16 protein-coding genes and 1 riboswitch are annotated in these 17,504 nt (G+C 71.2%); of the genes, 10 read left to right on the top strand and 6 right to left on the bottom strand.

Annotated elements, in window-relative coordinates:
• Positions 1 to 148 precede the first annotated feature (148 nt).
• Positions 149 to 1,327 carry a xylose isomerase gene (xylA, locus tag ACZK4S_RS03045; RefSeq protein ID WP_463643318.1) on the top strand — a complete coding sequence of 393 codons (1,179 nt, stop codon included), beginning with the start codon at positions 149 to 151 and terminating at the stop codon, positions 1,325 to 1,327.
• 100 nt (positions 1,328 to 1,427) lie between these two features.
• Here the strand turns inward: xylA and serB are convergent, their stop codons facing one another.
• The 3 genes from serB to ACZK4S_RS03030 form a co-directional block, all read right to left on the bottom strand.
• The gene (gene serB / locus ACZK4S_RS03040; RefSeq protein ID WP_463643317.1) at positions 1,428 to 2,291 is read right to left on the bottom strand and encodes a phosphoserine phosphatase SerB; all 864 of its coding nucleotides are present in this window, start codon (positions 2,289 to 2,291) and stop codon (positions 1,428 to 1,430) included.
• Positions 2,292 to 2,433: 142 nt separating this feature from the next.
• Positions 2,434 to 3,837 carry a S1C family serine protease gene (locus ACZK4S_RS03035; RefSeq protein ID WP_463643316.1) on the bottom strand — a complete coding sequence of 468 codons (1,404 nt, stop codon included), beginning with the start codon at positions 3,835 to 3,837 and terminating at the stop codon, positions 2,434 to 2,436.
• Positions 3,838 to 3,929: 92 nt separating this feature from the next.
• Positions 3,930 to 4,928, bottom strand: a complete 999-nt coding sequence (locus ACZK4S_RS03030; protein ID WP_463643315.1) for a class I SAM-dependent methyltransferase — start codon at positions 4,926 to 4,928, stop codon at positions 3,930 to 3,932.
• A gap of 23 nt (positions 4,929 to 4,951) precedes the next feature.
• On the opposite strand from ACZK4S_RS03030, the gene ACZK4S_RS03025 reads away from it, so the two are divergent.
• The 7 genes from ACZK4S_RS03025 (at position 4,952) to ACZK4S_RS02995 (ending at position 13,278) form a co-directional block, all read left to right on the top strand.
• Entirely contained in the window at positions 4,952 to 5,494 is a 543-nt protein-coding gene (locus ACZK4S_RS03025) for a histidine phosphatase family protein (protein WP_463643314.1), read from the top strand.
• A 9-nt stretch (positions 5,495 to 5,503) separates the two neighbouring features.
• Complete coding sequence (locus ACZK4S_RS03020; RefSeq protein ID WP_463643313.1) at positions 5,504 to 6,442, top strand: cobalamin biosynthesis protein; 939 nt, start codon at positions 5,504 to 5,506, stop codon at positions 6,440 to 6,442.
• A complete protein-coding gene (locus ACZK4S_RS03015; protein WP_463643312.1) occupies positions 6,439 to 7,869 on the top strand; it encodes a cobyric acid synthase in 1,431 nt (476 codons plus the stop codon). The genes ACZK4S_RS03020 and ACZK4S_RS03015 overlap by 4 nt, the downstream gene beginning before the upstream one ends.
• Before the next feature lie 15 nt (positions 7,870 to 7,884).
• A riboswitch (cobalamin riboswitch) is annotated at positions 7,885 to 8,015 on the top strand.
• 28 nt (positions 8,016 to 8,043) lie between these two features.
• Positions 8,044 to 8,802, top strand: a complete 759-nt coding sequence (gene cobI, locus ACZK4S_RS03010) for a precorrin-2 C(20)-methyltransferase (RefSeq protein ID WP_182765142.1) — start codon at positions 8,044 to 8,046, stop codon at positions 8,800 to 8,802.
• Entirely contained in the window at positions 8,799 to 9,629 is an 831-nt protein-coding gene (gene cobM / locus ACZK4S_RS03005; protein ID WP_463643311.1) for a precorrin-4 C(11)-methyltransferase, read from the top strand. Before cobI ends, cobM begins: the two co-directional genes overlap by 4 nt.
• Positions 9,626 to 12,067 carry a precorrin-3B C(17)-methyltransferase gene (cobJ, locus tag ACZK4S_RS03000; protein ID WP_463643310.1) on the top strand — a complete coding sequence of 814 codons (2,442 nt, stop codon included), beginning with the start codon at positions 9,626 to 9,628 and terminating at the stop codon, positions 12,065 to 12,067. Before cobM ends, cobJ begins: the two co-directional genes overlap by 4 nt.
• A complete protein-coding gene (locus ACZK4S_RS02995) occupies positions 12,064 to 13,278 on the top strand; it encodes a siroheme synthase domain-containing protein (RefSeq protein ID WP_463643309.1) in 1,215 nt (404 codons plus the stop codon). The genes cobJ and ACZK4S_RS02995 overlap by 4 nt, the downstream gene beginning before the upstream one ends.
• Positions 13,279 to 13,304: 26 nt before the next feature.
• On the opposite strand, the gene ACZK4S_RS02990 is transcribed toward ACZK4S_RS02995, so the two are convergent.
• The 3 genes from ACZK4S_RS02990 to ACZK4S_RS02980 all read right to left on the bottom strand — a co-directional run bounded on the left by ACZK4S_RS02990 (position 13,305) and on the right by ACZK4S_RS02980 (position 16,313).
• Positions 13,305 to 14,708, bottom strand: coding sequence for an HNH endonuclease (locus ACZK4S_RS02990; RefSeq protein WP_463643308.1), 1,404 nt, complete (start codon positions 14,706 to 14,708; stop codon positions 13,305 to 13,307).
• Between the two features lie 169 nt (positions 14,709 to 14,877).
• Entirely contained in the window at positions 14,878 to 15,657 is a 780-nt protein-coding gene (cobF, locus tag ACZK4S_RS02985; protein WP_463643307.1) for a precorrin-6A synthase (deacetylating), read from the bottom strand.
• Complete coding sequence (locus tag ACZK4S_RS02980; protein WP_463643306.1) at positions 15,657 to 16,313, bottom strand: precorrin-8X methylmutase; 657 nt, start codon at positions 16,311 to 16,313, stop codon at positions 15,657 to 15,659. Before ACZK4S_RS02980 ends, cobF begins: the two co-directional genes overlap by 1 nt.
• 211 nt (positions 16,314 to 16,524) lie before the next feature.
• Here ACZK4S_RS02980 and ACZK4S_RS02975 point away from each other — a divergent pair, with 211 nt between their 5' ends.
• Together ACZK4S_RS02975 and cbiN are read left to right on the top strand one after the other, a co-directional pair.
• Positions 16,525 to 17,199: an energy-coupling factor ABC transporter permease gene (locus ACZK4S_RS02975; RefSeq protein ID WP_463643305.1), complete on the top strand. Its 675-nt coding sequence runs from the start codon at positions 16,525 to 16,527 to the stop codon at positions 17,197 to 17,199.
• The gene (gene cbiN / locus ACZK4S_RS02970) at positions 17,192 to 17,503 is read left to right on the top strand and encodes a cobalt ECF transporter S component CbiN (protein WP_463643304.1); all 312 of its coding nucleotides are present in this window, start codon (positions 17,192 to 17,194) and stop codon (positions 17,501 to 17,503) included. Before ACZK4S_RS02975 ends, cbiN begins: the two co-directional genes overlap by 8 nt.
• Position 17,504: the final 1 nt, after the last annotated feature.

The raw sequence follows: 17,504 nt of genomic DNA, 5'->3' as shown, positions 1-17,504 counted from the left end.
GCATGGGGTACTACTACGTGTCCGAATTGTTATCGCATCAGCTTGACTCTGCGGTCCGACTCTCTTTAGTCTCAGCACAAAACAAAAGAGGCGGCGCCTCGATGATGAAAAGTCGCCCCGGAGACCCCGGCCCAAGAGAGTGAAGAGCATGAACCGCACACCAACCCCTGAAGACAAGTTCTCCTTCGGCCTCTGGACCGTCGGTTGGACCGGCACCGACCCCTTCGGCGGCAACACCCGCCCCGCGTTCGACCCGTGGGAATACGCCGAGAAGCTCGCCGAGCTCGGCGCGTGGGGCATCACGTTCCACGACGACGACGTCTTCCCGTTCGGCTCCACCGACGAGGAGCGCGCCTCCCGCGTCGGCCGCCTCAAGGACGCCGCAGACAAGGCCGGGCTGGTCATCGAGATGGTGACCACCAACACCTTCTCGCACCCCGTCTTCAAGGACGGCGGGCTGACGGCCAACGACCGGTCCGTGCGTCGCTTCGGCCTGCGCAAGGTGCTGAAGAACGTGGACCTGGCCGCAGAGCTCGGCGCCAGCACGTTCGTCATGTGGGGCGGCCGCGAGGGCACCGAGTACGAGTCCTCCAAGGACCTCTACGCGGCCCACGCCCGCTACGCCGAGGGCCTCGACACCGTCGCCGGCTACATCAAGCAGCAGGGCTACGACCTGCGCATCGCGCTCGAGCCCAAGCCGAACGAGCCCCGCGGCGACATCTTCCTGCCCACCATCGGGCACGCGCTGGCGCTCATCGCGACGCTCGACAACGGCGACATCGTGGGCCTCAACCCGGAGGTCGGCCACGAGCAGATGGCCAACCTCAACTACACCCACGGGCTGGCCCAGGCGCTGCACTCGAACAAGCTGTTCCACATCGACCTCAACGGCCAGCGCGGCCTGAAGTACGACCAGGACCTCGTGTTCGGCCACGGAGACCTCATCAGCGCCTTCTTCACCGTCGACCTCCTGGTCAACGGCTTCCCGTTCTCGCCGGACGCGCCCCGCTACGAAGGGCCCGTCCACTTCGACTACAAGCCGTCGCGTACCGAGGGGGTCCAGGGCATCTGGGATTCCGCCAAGGCGAACCTGGAGATGTACCTCATGCTGGCCGAGAAGGCGAAGGCCTTCCGCGCCGATCCGGCCGTGCAGGCCCTCATGAAGGAAGCCAGCATCGACGAGCTCGGGCAGCCCACGTTGGCCGAGGGGGAGTCGATCGCCGACTTCCTGGCGGCTGAGGAGAAGTTCGACGCCGACGAGAAGGGCGCCCGCGAGTACCGCTTCGTGGAGCTCTACCAGGCGGCGCTGCGCCACCTCGTGAGCTGAACCTGACGGGAACCGTCAATGGCAGCGCCTGAGCCGTGGAGGCTCAGGCGCTGTTCTGTGTCCAGAGGGGCGCCTTGGGCCGTCGCCGCGACGGTGCCGCTCAGCGGTTGAATGCGAAGGCGGCCACCGCGTCGAGCCTGGCGAACGGGATGGCGACATCCGCGGCCGCGGCCGTGATGGGCTTGGCGCAGTAGGCGACTGAGAGGCCGGCCGCGTCGAACATGTCGATGTCGTTGGCGCCGTCGCCCACGGCCACCGTCATCTCGGGGTCGATGGAGTGGGCGTGGGCGAAGCGCAGGAGGTCGCGGGCCTTCTGTTCGCGGTTGACGACGGTGCCGATCACGCGGCCGGTGAGCCGCTCCACGCCGTCGACGGTCTCGGTCTCGAGTTCGTTGGCGTGGAAGAAGTCCAACCGGAGCCGCTCAGCGAGGGGGCCGACGAGCTGCGTGAACCCGCCGGAGGTGACGCCCACCTTCGCCCCGACGGCGCGCGCGGCGCGGATGAGGTCCTCGGCGCCCGGCGACAACGTCATGGCCGGCGCCACGTCTTCGAACACCGAGACGGGCAATCCCCGCAGGGTGGCGACGCGCTCGCGGAGGGACGCGGTGAAGTCGAGTTCGCCGCGCATGGCCCGCTCGGTGATCTCCGCCACCTTCTCGCCCGCCCCCGCATGGTGGGCCAGCAGGTCCACGGCCTCCGTCGTCGTGAGCGTGGAATCGACGTCCATGAGCAGCAGTTGTGCCGGTTGCGCGGCAAGCGGCCTGGTGAGTACCCCGACGGCGACCTTACCCGCGACGGCGCGGAGGGCCTGACGCAACTGCTCGGGCTCGTCGTGTCGGGCGTAGACGTTGACCCGCTGCCCGTAGGCCGTGCGGTCCACGGTTCTGGAGATCGGGTCGGGAATGCAGGCGAGGAGCGACTCGGGGATGGGGCCCACGGCCGCCAGCGTCACGCGGATGTCCATAGGCCCCAACTTTAGAGGGGGTTTGCCCCGCCGTCGTCCGGCGCCCAGCGGCCAGCCGGCCCCAAGCAGAGTGAAGTTGTGCAGCGGAGTAGCTGCACAACTTCACTCGGCCTCGGCTGGGATGCCCGAGCGGGCCGGGGCGTCAGTTGGGTGCGGCGATGGGGGTCACCGCCACCTTTGTCTCCTTGCCGCCACGCAGCAGGGTGATCTCCATCTCCTCGCCCACGCGTCCGGCCCGCACCAGGGCGACGAGCGACTCGGTGGAGCTCACGGGCTGGCCATCCACCTGGGTGATCTGGTCGCCCACCGCGATGCCGGCCTGCTCGGCGGGCGAGCCGGGCACGACCTGGACGATCTCGGCGCCCAGCGGGCCGTAACTCTGCACGTCGCTCGCGCTCACGCCCAGCTGCGGGTGTTCGGCCCGACCGGTGGCGATCAGCTGCTCGGCCACGTACTGCACCTGGTCAGAAGCGATGGCGAACCCGATGCCGATGTTGCCGGCCTGGTTCTGCCCGGCGGATGGCAGCGACGCGATCGACGACGTGATGCCCACCAGTTCGCCGGCGCCGTTGACCAGCGCGCCGCCCGAGTTGCCCGGGTTGATGGCGGCATTGGTCTGGATGGCGGCGGTCACCACCACGCTGTCGGAGGTCTGCTGCGCCACGGTCTCGTTCGACACGGCGCGCGTGGTCACCGGGCGGTTCAGCGCGGAGACGATGCCGGTGGTCACGGTGTCTGCCAGCCCCAGCGGGTTTCCGATGGCCATCACGGGGTCGCCCACGACGAGTTCCCGGGAGTCGCCGTACCCCATCACGGCGAGATCCGCCGGCGGGTCGATCATCTTGATCACGGCCAGGTCCGTCGACGGGTCGAAGCCCACGGCCTCGGCCTGGTAGGCGGTGTTGCCCAGCAGCACCGTGATCTGCGCGCCGGAGCCTGCGCTGGCGACCACGTGGTTGTTGGTGGCGATGTGGCCCTCGCCGTCGATCACGACGCCGGAGCCCTGGCTGCCGCCGTCGGCACCGGCCACCTGGATGGCCACGACCGACTTCGCCGCCACCTCCGCCACGGCACTCCAGTCGGGGTTCGTGGGGTCGCCCTGCACCACCGTGGTCTGCTGGCCGCCCGACGCGTCCTCGGTGGTCTCCGTCGAGGGGCTGGCGCTCGGCGACGTCGACGTGATGCCGGGGGCCGCGGCGTCCTCAGCGGCGTAGCGCGAGGCGACGAATCCCGTGCCGCCGCCGACGCCTGCCGCGAGCATCGCGATGGCGAGCACGCCCGCCACCTGGGCGCCGCCGCGCTTCTGCGGGGGCCGCGTCGAGGTGCTGGTGGCCCCCGACTGCTGGTAGCTGGGGTACGACGCGGGCCTGGGCGGGTAGGCCGACTGCTGGAAGGAGGGACCCGACTGCTGGTACGTGGGCCGCGGCGGGTACTGCTGCTGCGGCTGGACGGGCTGCTGCTGAGAAGGCTGCGGGTGCGCCGGGGGCTGCCACTGCTGAGGCGGGCGGTTCATCGGATCCGGCTGCTGTTTCTGCTCATTGCTCATCTGGGCTCCTTGGTGGGTACGCGCCTAGATAACCCGTCCAGTCTATGTGATTCCTGTGAGGTTTCTTTGTGTCAGCTTCGGACCTCTGCGGGTCACCGACCCGACGAGGTGACCGTGACGGTGTAGTGCCTGTCCTGCGCGACGACCCGGGTGCGCCCGAGCGTCTCGTTGAGGGCCCGGCGGTACGGCAGGTGCGAGTTGTACACGCACCACAGCTGGCCGCCGGGCTTCAGCACCCGTCGGGCGTCCACGAACATGTCGAGCGTGTCGCTGGAATCCTTCGCCGTGCCCTGGTGGAACGGCGGATTGGTGACCAGCGCGTCGACGCTCTGGTCGGCGTAACCGTCGAGCCCGTCGCCCCAGGTGGCGTCCACCTGGAAGCCGTTGATCTCCGCGGCGACGGAGGTGCCGGCCACGGCGGACCAGCTCACGTCGCGGGCCAGCACCGTGTCGACGCCCTCCTTGGCCAGCCACATCGCCACGGACCCGTTGCCGCAGCCCCAGTCCAGGACGGTGTCGGCCTCGAGCGGGGCGTGGTCGCCGCCGCCGGCCAGCGCCATGAGCAGCAGGCGGGTGCCGGGGTCCACCTTCGTGCCGCCGAACGTCGCACCGTAGGCGGCGACTGCGTAGCCCAGGTCTTCATGCTGGCGCACCTTCGGCCAGTCGGATTCCAGGCCCTGCGGCCCCCAGGCGCGCAGCACCCGCGACTTCGAGCGGCCCAGCGAGGCCGCCACGGCCACGAAGTGCTTGGCGAGCACCTCGTTCATCGTGTGGTTCATGTGCCGGATGCGCGCACCGCCCAGGTACGTCACGTCCGGGGCGCCCTGCACCACAGCGGCGTGGTGGTCCAGCGCCGAGAGGCTCTTGGGGAGGCGGGCCAGCGCCAGGTCGACGCCGCCGAGGTCGTCGGGGTTGGCCACCAGGTACTCCGGGGCCACCGACGCGGCGTCGCGCCAGTCGTCGCAGAAGACCCGCACGTCGTCGGTGATGGTGAGCGCGTCCTCCACGAGCGCGGGCGCGTCCAGGATGCCTATCGCTCCCGCCTCCTTGGGGGCCTCGTCCCAGATCAGGTCGTCCACGGCGTCTCTCATGCGTTCACCCTAGACTCACCGGCGTGATTCTTCATCTGGTGCGGCACGGGCAGTCCGCCTGGAACCTGGAGCGCCGGCTCCAGGGCCAGACCCCCGACGTGCCTCTGACCGAGCAGGGTCATGCCGAGGCCGCGTCGGTCGCCGAGTTGCTCGCCGGCAGGCCGGTCTCCGCCATCTGGTCCTCGGACCAGGTGCGCGCGCTGCAGACCGCCGACGCAGTGTCCCGCGCGCTGGGCGTGCCCGTCCAGGCGACATCGGCGCTCCGCGAGCAGGGCCTCGGCCGGCTCGAGGGGCTCAGCTACGACGACCTCATCGAGGAGCCGGTGCCCGACGGCGTCCACATCTCGGAGGTGCGCTGGGGCGGCGGCGAATCGGTGCGCGACGTGCATGAGCGCCTCACGATCTTCATGGCGGGGCTGCCGGAGGTCGACGGCGAGGTGGTGCTCGTCTCACACGGCGACACGCTGCGGATCCTGCTCGCAGTGCTCGACGGCCGGGACCACCGCAGCGTCGAATGGCATGAGTTCGGCAACGGCGAGGTCCGCACCCACAACCTGGCCCGATAGCCTTCCCCCGTGATTTCCAGAGCTCTCGGCCTCGCTCTCGGCGTGCTCGCCGACCAGATCGTCGGCGACCCCCGGCGCCACCACCCGGTGGCCTGGTTCGGCTCCTTCGCCGCCCGCGCCGAAGGCCCCCTCTACGACGACACCGTCGCCGCAGGAGCGGTCTACACGACGGCGACGGTGGCGCCCGTCGTGGCGCTGGGGGTCGCGGCCGAGCGGCTCACCCGCCGGCACCCCGTGCTCCACACCGCCGCCACGGCGCTTGCCACCTGGGCTGTGCTCGGCGCCCGCAGCCTCGCCAGGGAGGGCGACACGATGGCCGACAGCCTGGAGATCGGCGACCTCGCCCGCGCCCGCGCGCAGCTGCCCAACCTCTGCGGCCGCGACGCCGCCCAGCTCGACGCGCCGGAACTGGCCCGCGCCACCGTCGAATCCATGGCGGAGAACACGGCGGATTCGGCCGTGGCCTCGCTGTTCTGGGGAGCCCTGTTGGGCATCCCCGGCCTGCTGGCGCACCGGGCGGTGAACACGCTCGACGCCATGGTGGGGCGCCGCGACGAGCGCTACGGCCGCTTCGGCACGGCGTCGGCGAAGCTGGACGACGCGCTGGACCTGCTCCCGGCACGCCTCACCGGGGTGCTGGGTGCGGCGCTCTCTCCCGCGGTCGGCGGCTCCGCCCGGCGCGCCTGGGCCGTCACGCTGCGCGACGCGGGCAACCACCCCTCGCCCAACGGCGGCTGGTGCGAGGCCGCCTGGGCCGGCGCCCTCGGCGTCCAGTTGGGCGGGCGCAACGTGTACGCCAGTCGCGTGGAGGAGCGGGGGCTGCTCGGCGACGGGCCCCGACCCGGCGCGTGTGAGGTGCGCAAGGCGGCGCAGCTGGTCACGCTCGTCACCGGCGCGGCGACGGCTCTGGCGGCGGGGTTCGCCTTGGCGAAGCGGGGACGGCGATGAGTTTCCTGGTGGCGGGCACGTCGTCGGATGCGGGGAAGTCGCTGATCACCGCCGGGCTGTGCCGCGCGGCGCGGCGACGCGGCCTCGACGTGGTGCCGTTCAAGGCCCAGAACATGAGCAACAACTCCATGGTGGTGGCCGACGGCGAGATCGGCCGCGCGCAGTACCTGCAGGCCATCGCGGCCGGGGTCACGCCGTCGACCGCGATGAATCCAGTGCTGCTGAAGCCGGGCAGCGACCGGCGCGCGCACGTCATCCTCCGCGGCCAACCAGCGGGCGAACTGCGGGCGGGGGAGTACGCCACCGGACGGCGGCTCTTGGCGCAGGCGGCCCACGACGCGTACCGCGAGCTCGCGGCCCGGCACGACCTGGTGATCTGCGAGGGCGCCGGTTCCCCGGCCGAGATCAACCTCCGTCAGGGCGACTACACCAACATGGGCCTGGCCAGGGCCTTCAACCTGCCCGTGCTGCTCGTCGGCGACATCGACCGCGGCGGCGTGCTCGCCTCCATTTACGGCACCTGGGCCCTGCTCGACTCCGAGGACCGGGCGCTGCTGGCCGGCTACCTCATCAACAAGTTCCGCGGCGACCAGGCCGTCCTGGACCCCGGGCTGGAAGAACTCACCCGCCGGTGCGGCCTTCGCAACTTCGGCGTGGTGCCGTGGCTGCCGGGCATGTGGGTGGACGGCGAGGACGCCTTGGAGGTCGCCCGGTGGCGCGGCGAGGAGAAGGCCGACGGCGGGCTCAGCGTCGCCGTGATCCGGATGCCGCGCATCTCCAACGCGACGGACGTGGACGCCCTGGCTGCGGAGCCGGGGGTGCACGTGAGCGTGACGACGAATCCCGCAGAGGTGGCCGCGGCGGACCTGGCTGTGCTGCCGGGGTCGCGGGCCACGCTGCACGACCTGGCGTGGCTGCGCGAGACCGGCCTGGCCGAGGCGGTGACCGCGAGGGCGGCGGGCGGGCGGCCGGTGCTGGGGATCTGCGGTGGGTTCCAGATGCTGGCCCGCACCATCGTCGACCCGGTGGAGAGCGGCGACGACACCCCCGTGCCGGGCCTGGGGCTACTGCCGGTGGACGTGCGGTTCGAGGCGGAGAAGGTGCTGGGCCGGCCGAAGGGTCAGTGGCGCGGGATTCCAGTGGAGGGCTACGAGATCCACCACGGCCGCATGCGCCCCTCGCCCGGGGGCGAGGAGTTCCTCGGCGGCGTCCGCGTCGGGCAGACGTGGGGCACCATGTGGCACGGCGCGCTGGAGTCAGACGACTTTCGCCGGGCCTGGCTCGCCGTCGTGGCCCAGGCCGCGGGGCGTGACTGGACGCCGTCGGCCGCGCCCGGGTTCGCGCAGCGGCGCGAAATGATGCTCGAAGCGGTGGCCGACGCGCTGGAGGAACACGCGGACGTGGAGCGCATCCTGTCGTTCGGCTGACCCCGCCGTCGGCGCCGGAAGGGGGTCTGCGAGGATGACTGCCAACGCGCAGAGCGTCAGAGGAACCCGGTGTGAATCCGGGGCGGTCCCGCCACTGTGAGCCCTAACGGGTGAGTCAGGAACTCTGTCTGCGCGGCCACTTTGTCCGGGCGAGCGAACCCACAGGAGGCCACGGTGTCCACCGTCCCCACCCCTGCCCCACGACGTCTGATCGGCGTCGGTGTCGGCCCAGGAGATCCCACTCTCACCACCATCAAAGCTGCGCTGGCGCTGAGGGCGGCCGACGTCGTCCTCGTCCCCGCGACGGAGGCCTCCGGCGACGGTCCGGGCCGGGCTGAGCTGATCGTCGCGGAGGTCGCGCCCGACGCGCGGATCCGGCGCATCCCGTTCTCCATGGCGGACCGAAGCGGCGTCTCGGACCGGCGGAAGGAGGCGTGGCTGACCTCCGCGTCGGCCGCGCTGGAGGAATTCGACGGCGGGGCCCAGCGCGTGGCCTTCGCCACCGTCGGCGATCCGTCGGTGTACTCGACGTTCTCGTACCTGGCGGCGCACGTCGTGGAGTCGCGGCAGGGCGTCGAGGTGGAGGTGATTCCCGGGATCACAGCGATGCAGGCCCTGGCCGCGGAGTCGAAGACGCCGCTCGTGGAGGGGCAGGAGATCCTGGCGCTGGTGCCGGTCACCGTCGGCCTCGACCGGGTGCGGGAGTTGTTGGGAGCCGCAGACACCGTGGTCGCCTACAAGGGTGGCCGGAAGCTGCCCGAACTGGTGCGCGTGCTCCGGGAGGAGGGGCGCGACGCCGTGCTGGGCGTCAACGTGTCCCTCGAGGGGCAGCGGCTCGTGGCGCTGGACGACCTGACCGACGACGAACGGGCGCCCTACTTCTCCACCGTGCTGAGCGCCCCGCGCCGCACGGGGACGGGCGGTGCGCTGTGAGCGGCAAGGTTGTGTTCGTCGGCGCCGGTCCGGGCGCCGCTGATCTCATCACGCTGCGCGGGGCGCGCGTGATCGGGGAGGCCGACATCGTCATCTGGGCGTCCTCGCTGGTGCATCCCGACATCGTCGCAGGCGTGAAACCGGGGGCCGAGGTCATCGATTCCGCTTCCGCCTCGCTGGAGGACATCGCGCCCCTCTACGAGCGGGCCCGCGACGAGGGGCTCACCGTCGCCAGGGTGCACACCGGCGACCCCTCCATCTACGGCGCCACCGCGGAGCAGCGCGACCTGATCCGCGAACTGGGGCTCGACTTCGAATCCGTGCCCGGCATCTCCGCCTTCTCGGCCGCGGCCGCGCGCATGGAGGTGGAGATCACGGTGCCGGAGGTGTCGCAGTCGCTGATCCTCACCAGGCTGGAGGGCGGCCGCACGCCGATGCCCCAGAAGGAGACCGTGCGCTCGTTCGCCGCGCACGGCGCCACCATGGCGCTGTACCTGTCCGCGGCGCGCAACAAGGTGCTGCAGGACGAGCTCCTGGCGGGCGGCTACCCGCCGGAGACCCCGTGCATCGTCGGGTACCGCGTGACCTGGCCCGACGAGATGATGCTGCGCTGCACCCTCGACGAACTCTCGGCGACGATGCGCGAGCACAAGCTGTGGAAGCACACCGTCGTCCTGGTGGGCCCGGCGCTGGCTGAAGGACCGCTCAGTACCCGGTCGCATCTCTACCATCCCGGGTTCCGGCACGAGTACCGCGCGGCCGAACCTCAGGCGCAGGCAGACCTGCGCGCCCACGGCACGCGGGGCGTCACGGAGGAACTGTCATGATCCACGTCCACGGTTACCTGGGGCAGCTCGCCCCGGAGACGGTTGCGCTGGCCGAGCGGGCGGCGCTGGTGGTGGGCGGCCGGCGGCACCTGGAGGCCTTGGGGGTGGAGGAGCCGCGCCGGGTGGTGCTCGGCGCGCTGACCCCGGCGCTGGAGCGGCTGCGCTCCCTGCCGGACGGCGCCGACGCGCTGGTGATCGCCAGCGGCGACCCCGGCTTCCACGGCATCGTGCGCCGGCTCCGTGCCGACGGCTTCGAGCTCTCGGTGCGGCCGGCGGTGAGTTCCGTGGCGGCCGCCTTCGCCGCCGTCGCGCTGCCCTGGGATGACGCCGTCGTGGTCTCCGCCCACGGGCGCCCCATCGACGACGCCGTGGCCGCGGCGCGCAGGCACCCGAAGGTCGCGGTGCTCACCGGGCCGGGTACCGGCCTGCGCGAGATCGCGGCTGCGCTCGCCCCTGCCGAGGGGGTGCGCTTCGTCGTCGCCGAACGGCTGGGGGAGGCCGACGCACGGGTGTGCTGGTTCTCGCCCGAGGAGGCGCTGACGGCAGAAGTGGCGGAGCCCAACGTCGTGATCATCCTCGACGGCCCGGGCCTCCGCCCTTCGACCGGCTCAGGGAACGTGATCGGTCAGGTCACCAACTCGGCGGCGGCCCGGCGGCACGCCGACGCCATCGACGACGTCGTCGGACCCACGCTCCGCTTCGACGGCCCGGCCCGCGAAGGGCTGGCATCCGCCTGGCAGCGGTGCGATCTCATCGTCAGCCACCTCGCCCTGGGAGCGACCTCGCGCATCATCGCGCCGTTGCTGCGGGACAAGAAGACCGACCCCGCCGTGGTCGTCGTTGACGAGGCCGGCCGGTTCGCCGTCCCGCTGGTGGGCGGGCATGCGGGCGGCGCCAACGACCTCGCCCGGCGGATCGCCGAGGCCACAGGCGCCACGCCGGTGCTGACCACCGCCACCGACGCGCTGAACATCCCCGCCCTGGACACCCTGGGCTGGGCCTACTCCGGCGACGTCGCGGCCGTCACCCGGGCCATCATCGACGGCGGGCCGGTGCTCGTGGAGAAGCGGCAGCCGTGGCCGCTGCCGCCGCTGCCGGCCAACGTGTCAGAGAACGCCGAACGCCCCGTCGCCCGCATCCTCGTCACGGACCACACGCTGGTTGAGACTGAAAGAGCCCCCACCGTCGTGTTGCATCCCCCCAGCCTCGTGGTGGGCATGGGCTGCAACAAGGGCACCTCCGCCGAGCACCTCCGCGGACTCCTCGAGGCGACCCTCGCTGAGCACAACCTGGCCCTCGAGTCGGTGACAGCGCTCACCACCATCGACGCCAAGGCCGGCGAGCTCGGGCTGATCCAGCTCGCCCATCAGTTGGGCGTCAAGCTCCTCGACTACCCAGCCGCAGAACTGGCCGTCTTCGACGTGCCGACGCCCAGCCAGTACGCGCTGGAGCACGTCGGCACACCGTCGGTCTCGGAGGCCTCTGTGATGGCGCGCGGCGCCGACCTCATCGTGCCCAAGCAGAAGACCCAGGACGCCACGTGCGCCGTCGGCCGTATCCCCGCGCGGGGGCGGCTCAGCGTCGTGGGGCTCGGCCCCGGGGTCCGCGACCTCCTCACGCCCCGCGCGAAGCAGCGTCTCCAGCAGGCCACCTACGTCGTCGGGTACGCCCCGTACGTCAAGCAGATCCGCGACCTCATCCGCCCCGGCGCCCGCATCATGGCCACGAAGATGGGCACCGAGGAGGAGCGCACGGCCTCGGCGATCGACGCGGCCCGGGCCGGCGAGAACGTCGCCCTGGTCTGCGGCGGCGACCCGGCGATCTATGCGATGGCCAGCCCCGTGCTGGAGCAGGGCACCGACGGCGTGGACGTCGACGTCGTGCCCGGCGTGACCGCCTCGCTCGCGGTCTCCGCCATCCTCGGCGCGCCGCTGGGCCACGACCATGCCACCATCTCGTTATCCGACCTGCACACCCCCTGGGAGTCCATTGAGCGGCGCCTCCACGGCGCCTCCGTCGGCGACTTCGTCACGGTCCTCTACAACCCGCGCTCCCGCAAGCGCGTGGCGCATCTCCCGCGGGCCCTGGAGATCCTCGGCGAGCACCGCCCGCCCGACACCCCGGTGGCGGTGGTGCAGCAGGCGGAGCGACCTCGGCAGAAGGTCATCCTGAGTACGCTGGCGGAGTTCCGGCCCGAGTGGGTGGACATGAATTCCCTTGTCGTGGTGGGCTCGTCGTCGACGAAGTACGTCACGTCCGGCGGGGGGCGCCAGCTGATGGTCACCCCGCGGGACTACACCTGGATGGATCCGGCGGTTCCAGAGGGGCAGGGAATACACCGGACAGGGTCGGTGGTTCTGGAGAAGCAGGGCGCCGTGAACGAGCTGCAGGCTCACCAAGGACCGGCGCCCGAACTACACCCCAAGGACAACGCATGAGGACCCCCCTGTTGATCGCGGCCCACGGCACGCGGCTCGAAGCGGGAGTGGAGGCGTGCCTGGAACTCGCCCAGTTGGTGCGCGAAAGGGTGCCAGGCGTGCCGGTCAGCGTGGGGTTCGTCGAACTCACTGAGCCGTCCATCACCGCAGCCCTCACCCAGGCACTGGAGCAGCATGGGCCGCGCGCCGTCGTCGTCCCGCTGATGCTGGGCACCGGCGGGCACGTGCGCTCCGATATCCCGGAGTTCATTGCGGAGGCTCGCTCGGCGGTGCCCTCAGCGCACGTGGATTACGCGGCGCATCTGGGCCCGCATCCGCGCCTGATGGAGGCCGTCGAGGGCCGGCTCCACGGGGCCCGCGGCGATTGGGCCCCTGCCGAGACCAGCGTCGTGTTCGTGGGCCGTGGCGCGCTGGTGCCGGACGCGAACGCCGATCACGTGCGCCTGGCCCGCATGCTGCTGGAGCTGGGGGAGTGGGCCGACGTCGAACCGGCGTTCATCCAGGTCACCCGCCCGTCGCTGCCCACCGCCCTGGATCGTTCGTACGCGGCGGGGGCACGCCGCATCGTGGTGATGGGGCACTGGCTGTTCCCCGGCATGCTCAGCACCTGGACGCAGCGGCAGACCGACGAATGGGCCGCCGCCCATCCAGATGCCGAGGTGCGGGTGGCCGACGTGATCGGGGCGTGTGCGGAACTGGCCGACGTGGTGGTGGAGCGCTACCTGGAGATGCTGCCGGAGGCGCCGCCGCATGGGTCGCCCACCTATCTGGCGGGGCTGTTGCTGCGTAACCGAGACGTGCTGGTGCTGGGCGGCGGCAAGGTCGCGGAGCGCCGCGTGCCACGGCTGCTGGAGGCCGGGGCGCGGCTGAGGGTGGTGGCGCCCCATCTGACGCCCGCGCTGCGGGCGCTCGCTGAGGAGGGCCGGTTCGAATGGATCCGGCGGGCGTTCCTCGATTCCGACCTGGGCGACGCCTGGTACATCCTCGCCGCCACCGATGACCCGACGGCGAACCGCGCCGCCTCCCAGATGGCCGAGGCGCACCACCGGTTCTGCGTGCGGGCCGACGACGCACGGGCCGGCACCGCGTGGACGCCGGCAACGGCGGACGCCCACGGGCTGACGGTCGCGGTGATCGGCAACCGGGACCCGCGCCTGTCCCGAGCGGTCCGCGACGCGGTGGTTGCCATCGTCGCGGACCCCGACTCCTGAGCGTCGTGTCCTGAGCCAGCCCCACCTCAGCGGGCGGCGGATTGCCAGACGGCCGCGGTGCGGGCGATCAGTTCCTCGAGCCGGTTGAAGTCAGGGGGCTCGGGCTCGTCTGGGCAGGGTGGTGCCTTGGCTGACGGGGTGAGTTCGCGCAGCAGGTGCCTGCGGTGTTGCCTGGGTCTGCGGGCGGGGTCGATGTGTCTGGGTGGGGTGAACCATGGCATCCCGGTGACCGGGTCTAGGTGGACCTGCCATTGTGATTCGGCTGACTGTTGAGGGTCTGGTTCGACCAGCCGGTGGTGGTGTGGGCAGAGGAGAACGCCGTTGGTGAGTGAGGATTGACCGCCTGCCCACCAGGGGATGATGTGGTGCGCCTCACACGAGGCCGGTGTGGCGGTGCAGTGGGGGAACGCGCAGCCTCCGTCACGGAGAACCAGAGCGGCCCGGATGGCGGGGGTGAACAACCGATGCTCGCGGCCGACGTCCAACGGCTGGGAGTCGCTGCCGAGCACCATGGGGATCACGCCCGCGTCGCAGGAGAGGCGACGGGCTTCGGCTGCGGTGAGGCCGTCGACGTCGAGGCCCGGCAGCCCGACCGCTCCCAGCCCGGTGGTGAGGGTGTCGAGGTGCATGGTGATGTGGACCCGCGGCCTGTCTCCGCCATGGGCCGGAAGCTCGCCGGACGCGGCCGCGGCCTGGACGAGCAGCACCAGCGCGTCGGCGCGTCGCACGTCCGGCCCGGGCGTCTCGCCCGCGTCCGCGTAGGAGGAGGCCGACGGCATCGACGCCTCCAGTTGCGCGGCCAACAACGCGGCATCTGCCACCGGTAGCAGGCCGGTGATCCGGATCGAGCCGTGATGGTCCGGCGATAGACGCAGAAACCTTCCCCGCCGCGCGGTCCGCTCTTCGGCCGCCAGACGCTTCGCGTCGTCAGCCTCCGCCAGGTCAGGATCAATCACCTCGACCAGCCGCGACGCCAACTCCCGCAACTCGGCGGGACCCAGCGTGTCCACGTGTTCAAGAACCGACTTCTGGCACTCCACCAGGTCTGCGCGGGTCAACCTGCCGGGTAGCTTCCGTAGCCCTGAGACGATGGCCTCGGCCTGCGCCAGGGAGATATCCCCGTCGCTCAACGCCGCGGCGATCAGCGGGAAACGCTCCCCGAGATCCAGCGCCAGTTTCAGCGAAGCGGTGGCCTGCGCGGTGGTGGTGCGCACGGATTGGCGGACCTCGTTGACGACTGCGTCGGCGGCGGAGAGGCGGGCTTCGTGGAGGAGGTGGAGACGCAGACCAGCCAGTTGGGCCTCGGCCTCGGTGACGGTGTGCACCATGTGGGCCAACCGTTCCGCGGCCGGTGAATCAGTTCGGAGTGAGCCTGCGGCGTCCCAGAGCGCAGCGATGCCCTGCTGCATCAGTTCGCGCGCTTCGCTCATGTGAACTATTCTAAGGGAACGCACGGTCTAAAACAAGGGAAAGTGCCTTGTCAGGGGCAACTTGTGCTAGCACTGACCTCTGACAATTTTCGTCGTCACGTGGCCGATCACGGGCGGGTGGGCATCGCGGTCGGCGTCGGGGTCCTTCGACCAGTTGCAGGCGGCAGGCTCAGGCGTCGAGCCCCACCCGCCGCAACAGGTAGGTGTCGAACATCCATCCTTTGCGGGTCGCGGCGTCGGCCCGCACCCGGGCGATCTCCTCCCGGACGTCGGCCAACGGGCCGCTGACAAGGATCTCATCCGGCGTGCCCAGGTACGCCCCCCAGTAGATGTCGATGCCGGCGGGATCGATCGTCGCGAAGGTCTGCTTACCGTCGAGCATCACGACGACGTCGTCCACGCCGTCGGGCAGCCCGTCGGCCAGGAGCCGTGCTGGGCTGATCTGCACGGCCCTGCCCTGCCGGTTGAGCGGGATGCGGTGCCGCGCCGCCAGCGCCAGCACGCAACTGATCCCCGGGAGCACGCGCACGGAGAACGGTTCGACGGCGGCTTCCGCGATCCGCTCGACGATGGCCAGCGTCGACTCGTACAGGCTGGGGTCGCCCCACACCAGGAAGCCGCCGGTCTCGTCGGCGCCGAGCGCCCCGTCGATGGCGGCGCCCCACTGCTCGAAGCGCTGCTGTCGCCACCGGGTCACAGCGGCGGGATAGTCGGGCGTGCTGCGCCAGGGCCGGGGCGGGTCTGTCAACTCCACCACGCGCAAACCGGGAAGATCAGATCCCCGGTGCCGGGCCACCAGGTCACGCCGGAACGCGACGGGTTCCTCGTACTCGTCCTCCTTGACCACCACGAACAGGACGTCGAGTTCGCGGATCGCCGCGACCGCTTCGAGCGTGAGCCAGTTCGGGTCGCCCGCGCCGATGCCGATCAGCGCCACCTCGCGGCCCATCAGCCCTCCTGCCGGGATGTGTTGGTCAGCTCGTCCACGCTGGCGATCGCGTTGACCGCGGCCACCGTCAACGCCGAGCCGCCGCGTCGGCCGTGCACCACCAGGTACTCCAGGCCGAGGCTGTTGTCGGCCAGCGCCGCCTTCGATTCCGCGGCGCCCACGAAGCCCACCGGGATGCCCACCACGGCGGCGGGCCGGACCCCGGTTTCTGCCACCATCTCGAGCAGCCGGAAGAGCGCGGTGGGGGCGTTTCCAATGGCGACGACGGCGCCGTCGAGGCGGGGCAGCCACAGGTCGATGGCGGCCATCGTCTTGGTCATGCCCTTGTCAGCAGCCAGTTGGGCCAGCGCCGGGTCCTTGATGTGGCAGATCACCTCGTTGTCGCGCGGGAGTCGCGAGCGGATGATGCCCGTGGCCACCATCGACGAGTCGCAGAAGATGGGCGCCCCGGCCAGCAGCGCGGCGTTGGCCGCTGCCACGACCCCCGGCGTGAAGTCCACGTCGTCGGCGAGGTCGGTGGCCGCGCTGGCGTGCACCATGCGCACCACGACGCGGCTGACGTCATCGGGGAACCGTTCCAGGTTGGTTTCCTCCCGGATGATGCGGAAGCTTTCGCGGTAGATCTCGGAGCCGTCGGTGAGGTAGTCGTAGGTCACGCCGACACCGTAGTGCACCCCCCGGCGACCCTCCCGGCGGGTGTCTGGTTGGATGGGGACACAACACAAAACCCCCCGTGAGGAGACCAGGAAGCCGGAACAAGCCGGCACGGTCGCGCCACTGTGAACCGCCCAGCCGGGCGGAGAGTCAGGAACTGGATCCCCACCACCCGATCGCCGGGACGCGACATCCCGGCCGAAAGGAATCCCCATGCACATCGCAGAGGGGATGCTGCCACCGCTGCATTGCGCAGCCTGGTTCGCAGCGTCCGCACCGTTCGTGATCCACGGCGCCGTCGCCGTGGTGCGGAGTTCACGCGAGCACCCGGAGAACAAACTGCTCATCGCCGCCGTCGGTGCCTTCACGTTGGTGCTGAGCGCGCTCAAGCTGCCGTCGGTGACCGGTTCATCGTCGCATCCCACCGGTACGGGGCTGGGTGCCGCGGTGTTCGGCCCGTCCGTGATGGCGCTCATCGGCACGCTGGTGCTGCTGTTCCAGGCGCTGCTGTTGGCGCACGGGGGCCTCACCACACTCGGCGCCAACGTCTTCTCCTTCGCGGTGGCCGGCCCGTGGGCCGCCTACGGCGCCTTCCGCCTCGTCCGGGCCCTGCGCCCGCCGGCATGGCTGCCGGTGTGCTGCGCCATGTTCGTGGCCAACCTCACCGCGTACCTGGTCACCTCCGCGCAGTTGGCGCTGGCGTACCCCGACGCTGCGGGCGGCTTCGCTGCAGCCTTCACCAAGTTCGCCACGGTGTTCGCGCTCACGCAGATCCCCCTCGCCGCGGCAGAGGGCGTGCTGGGCGTCCTGGTTTTCGGGTTCCTGGCGCGCGCCGCGCGCCCCGAACTGGTGCGCCTGGGCCTGCTCAGCGAGGGCACCCATGCCTAGGGGGAGGTTCCGCACCTGGGAACTGGTCACCGCCATCGCCCTCATCGCCGCGCTGGTGGTGGGCTACCTCCTCGCGGTGGTCTTCGCTCCCGACGGCGCCACTTTCGAGGGAACGGATGCGACGGTGGGGGCGATGCTCCCCGCCGAGCCCTGGGCAGAGCCCCTCTTCTCGCCCGCCAGCTACGGGCCGGAGGTGGAGGCCGGACTCTTCGCCATCCAGGCGGGCGTCGGGGGAGTCGTTCTCGGGTTCCTGCTGGGCCGCCTGACCCGTCGTCGCGTCCCTCCCGACGCGACGGAGGAGTAGG

The organism is Tessaracoccus zhenghani, from assembly GCF_055326325.1.
The sequence above is the reverse complement of the archived record's forward strand: the minus strand, read 5'-3'. Positions and strand labels throughout refer to the sequence as shown.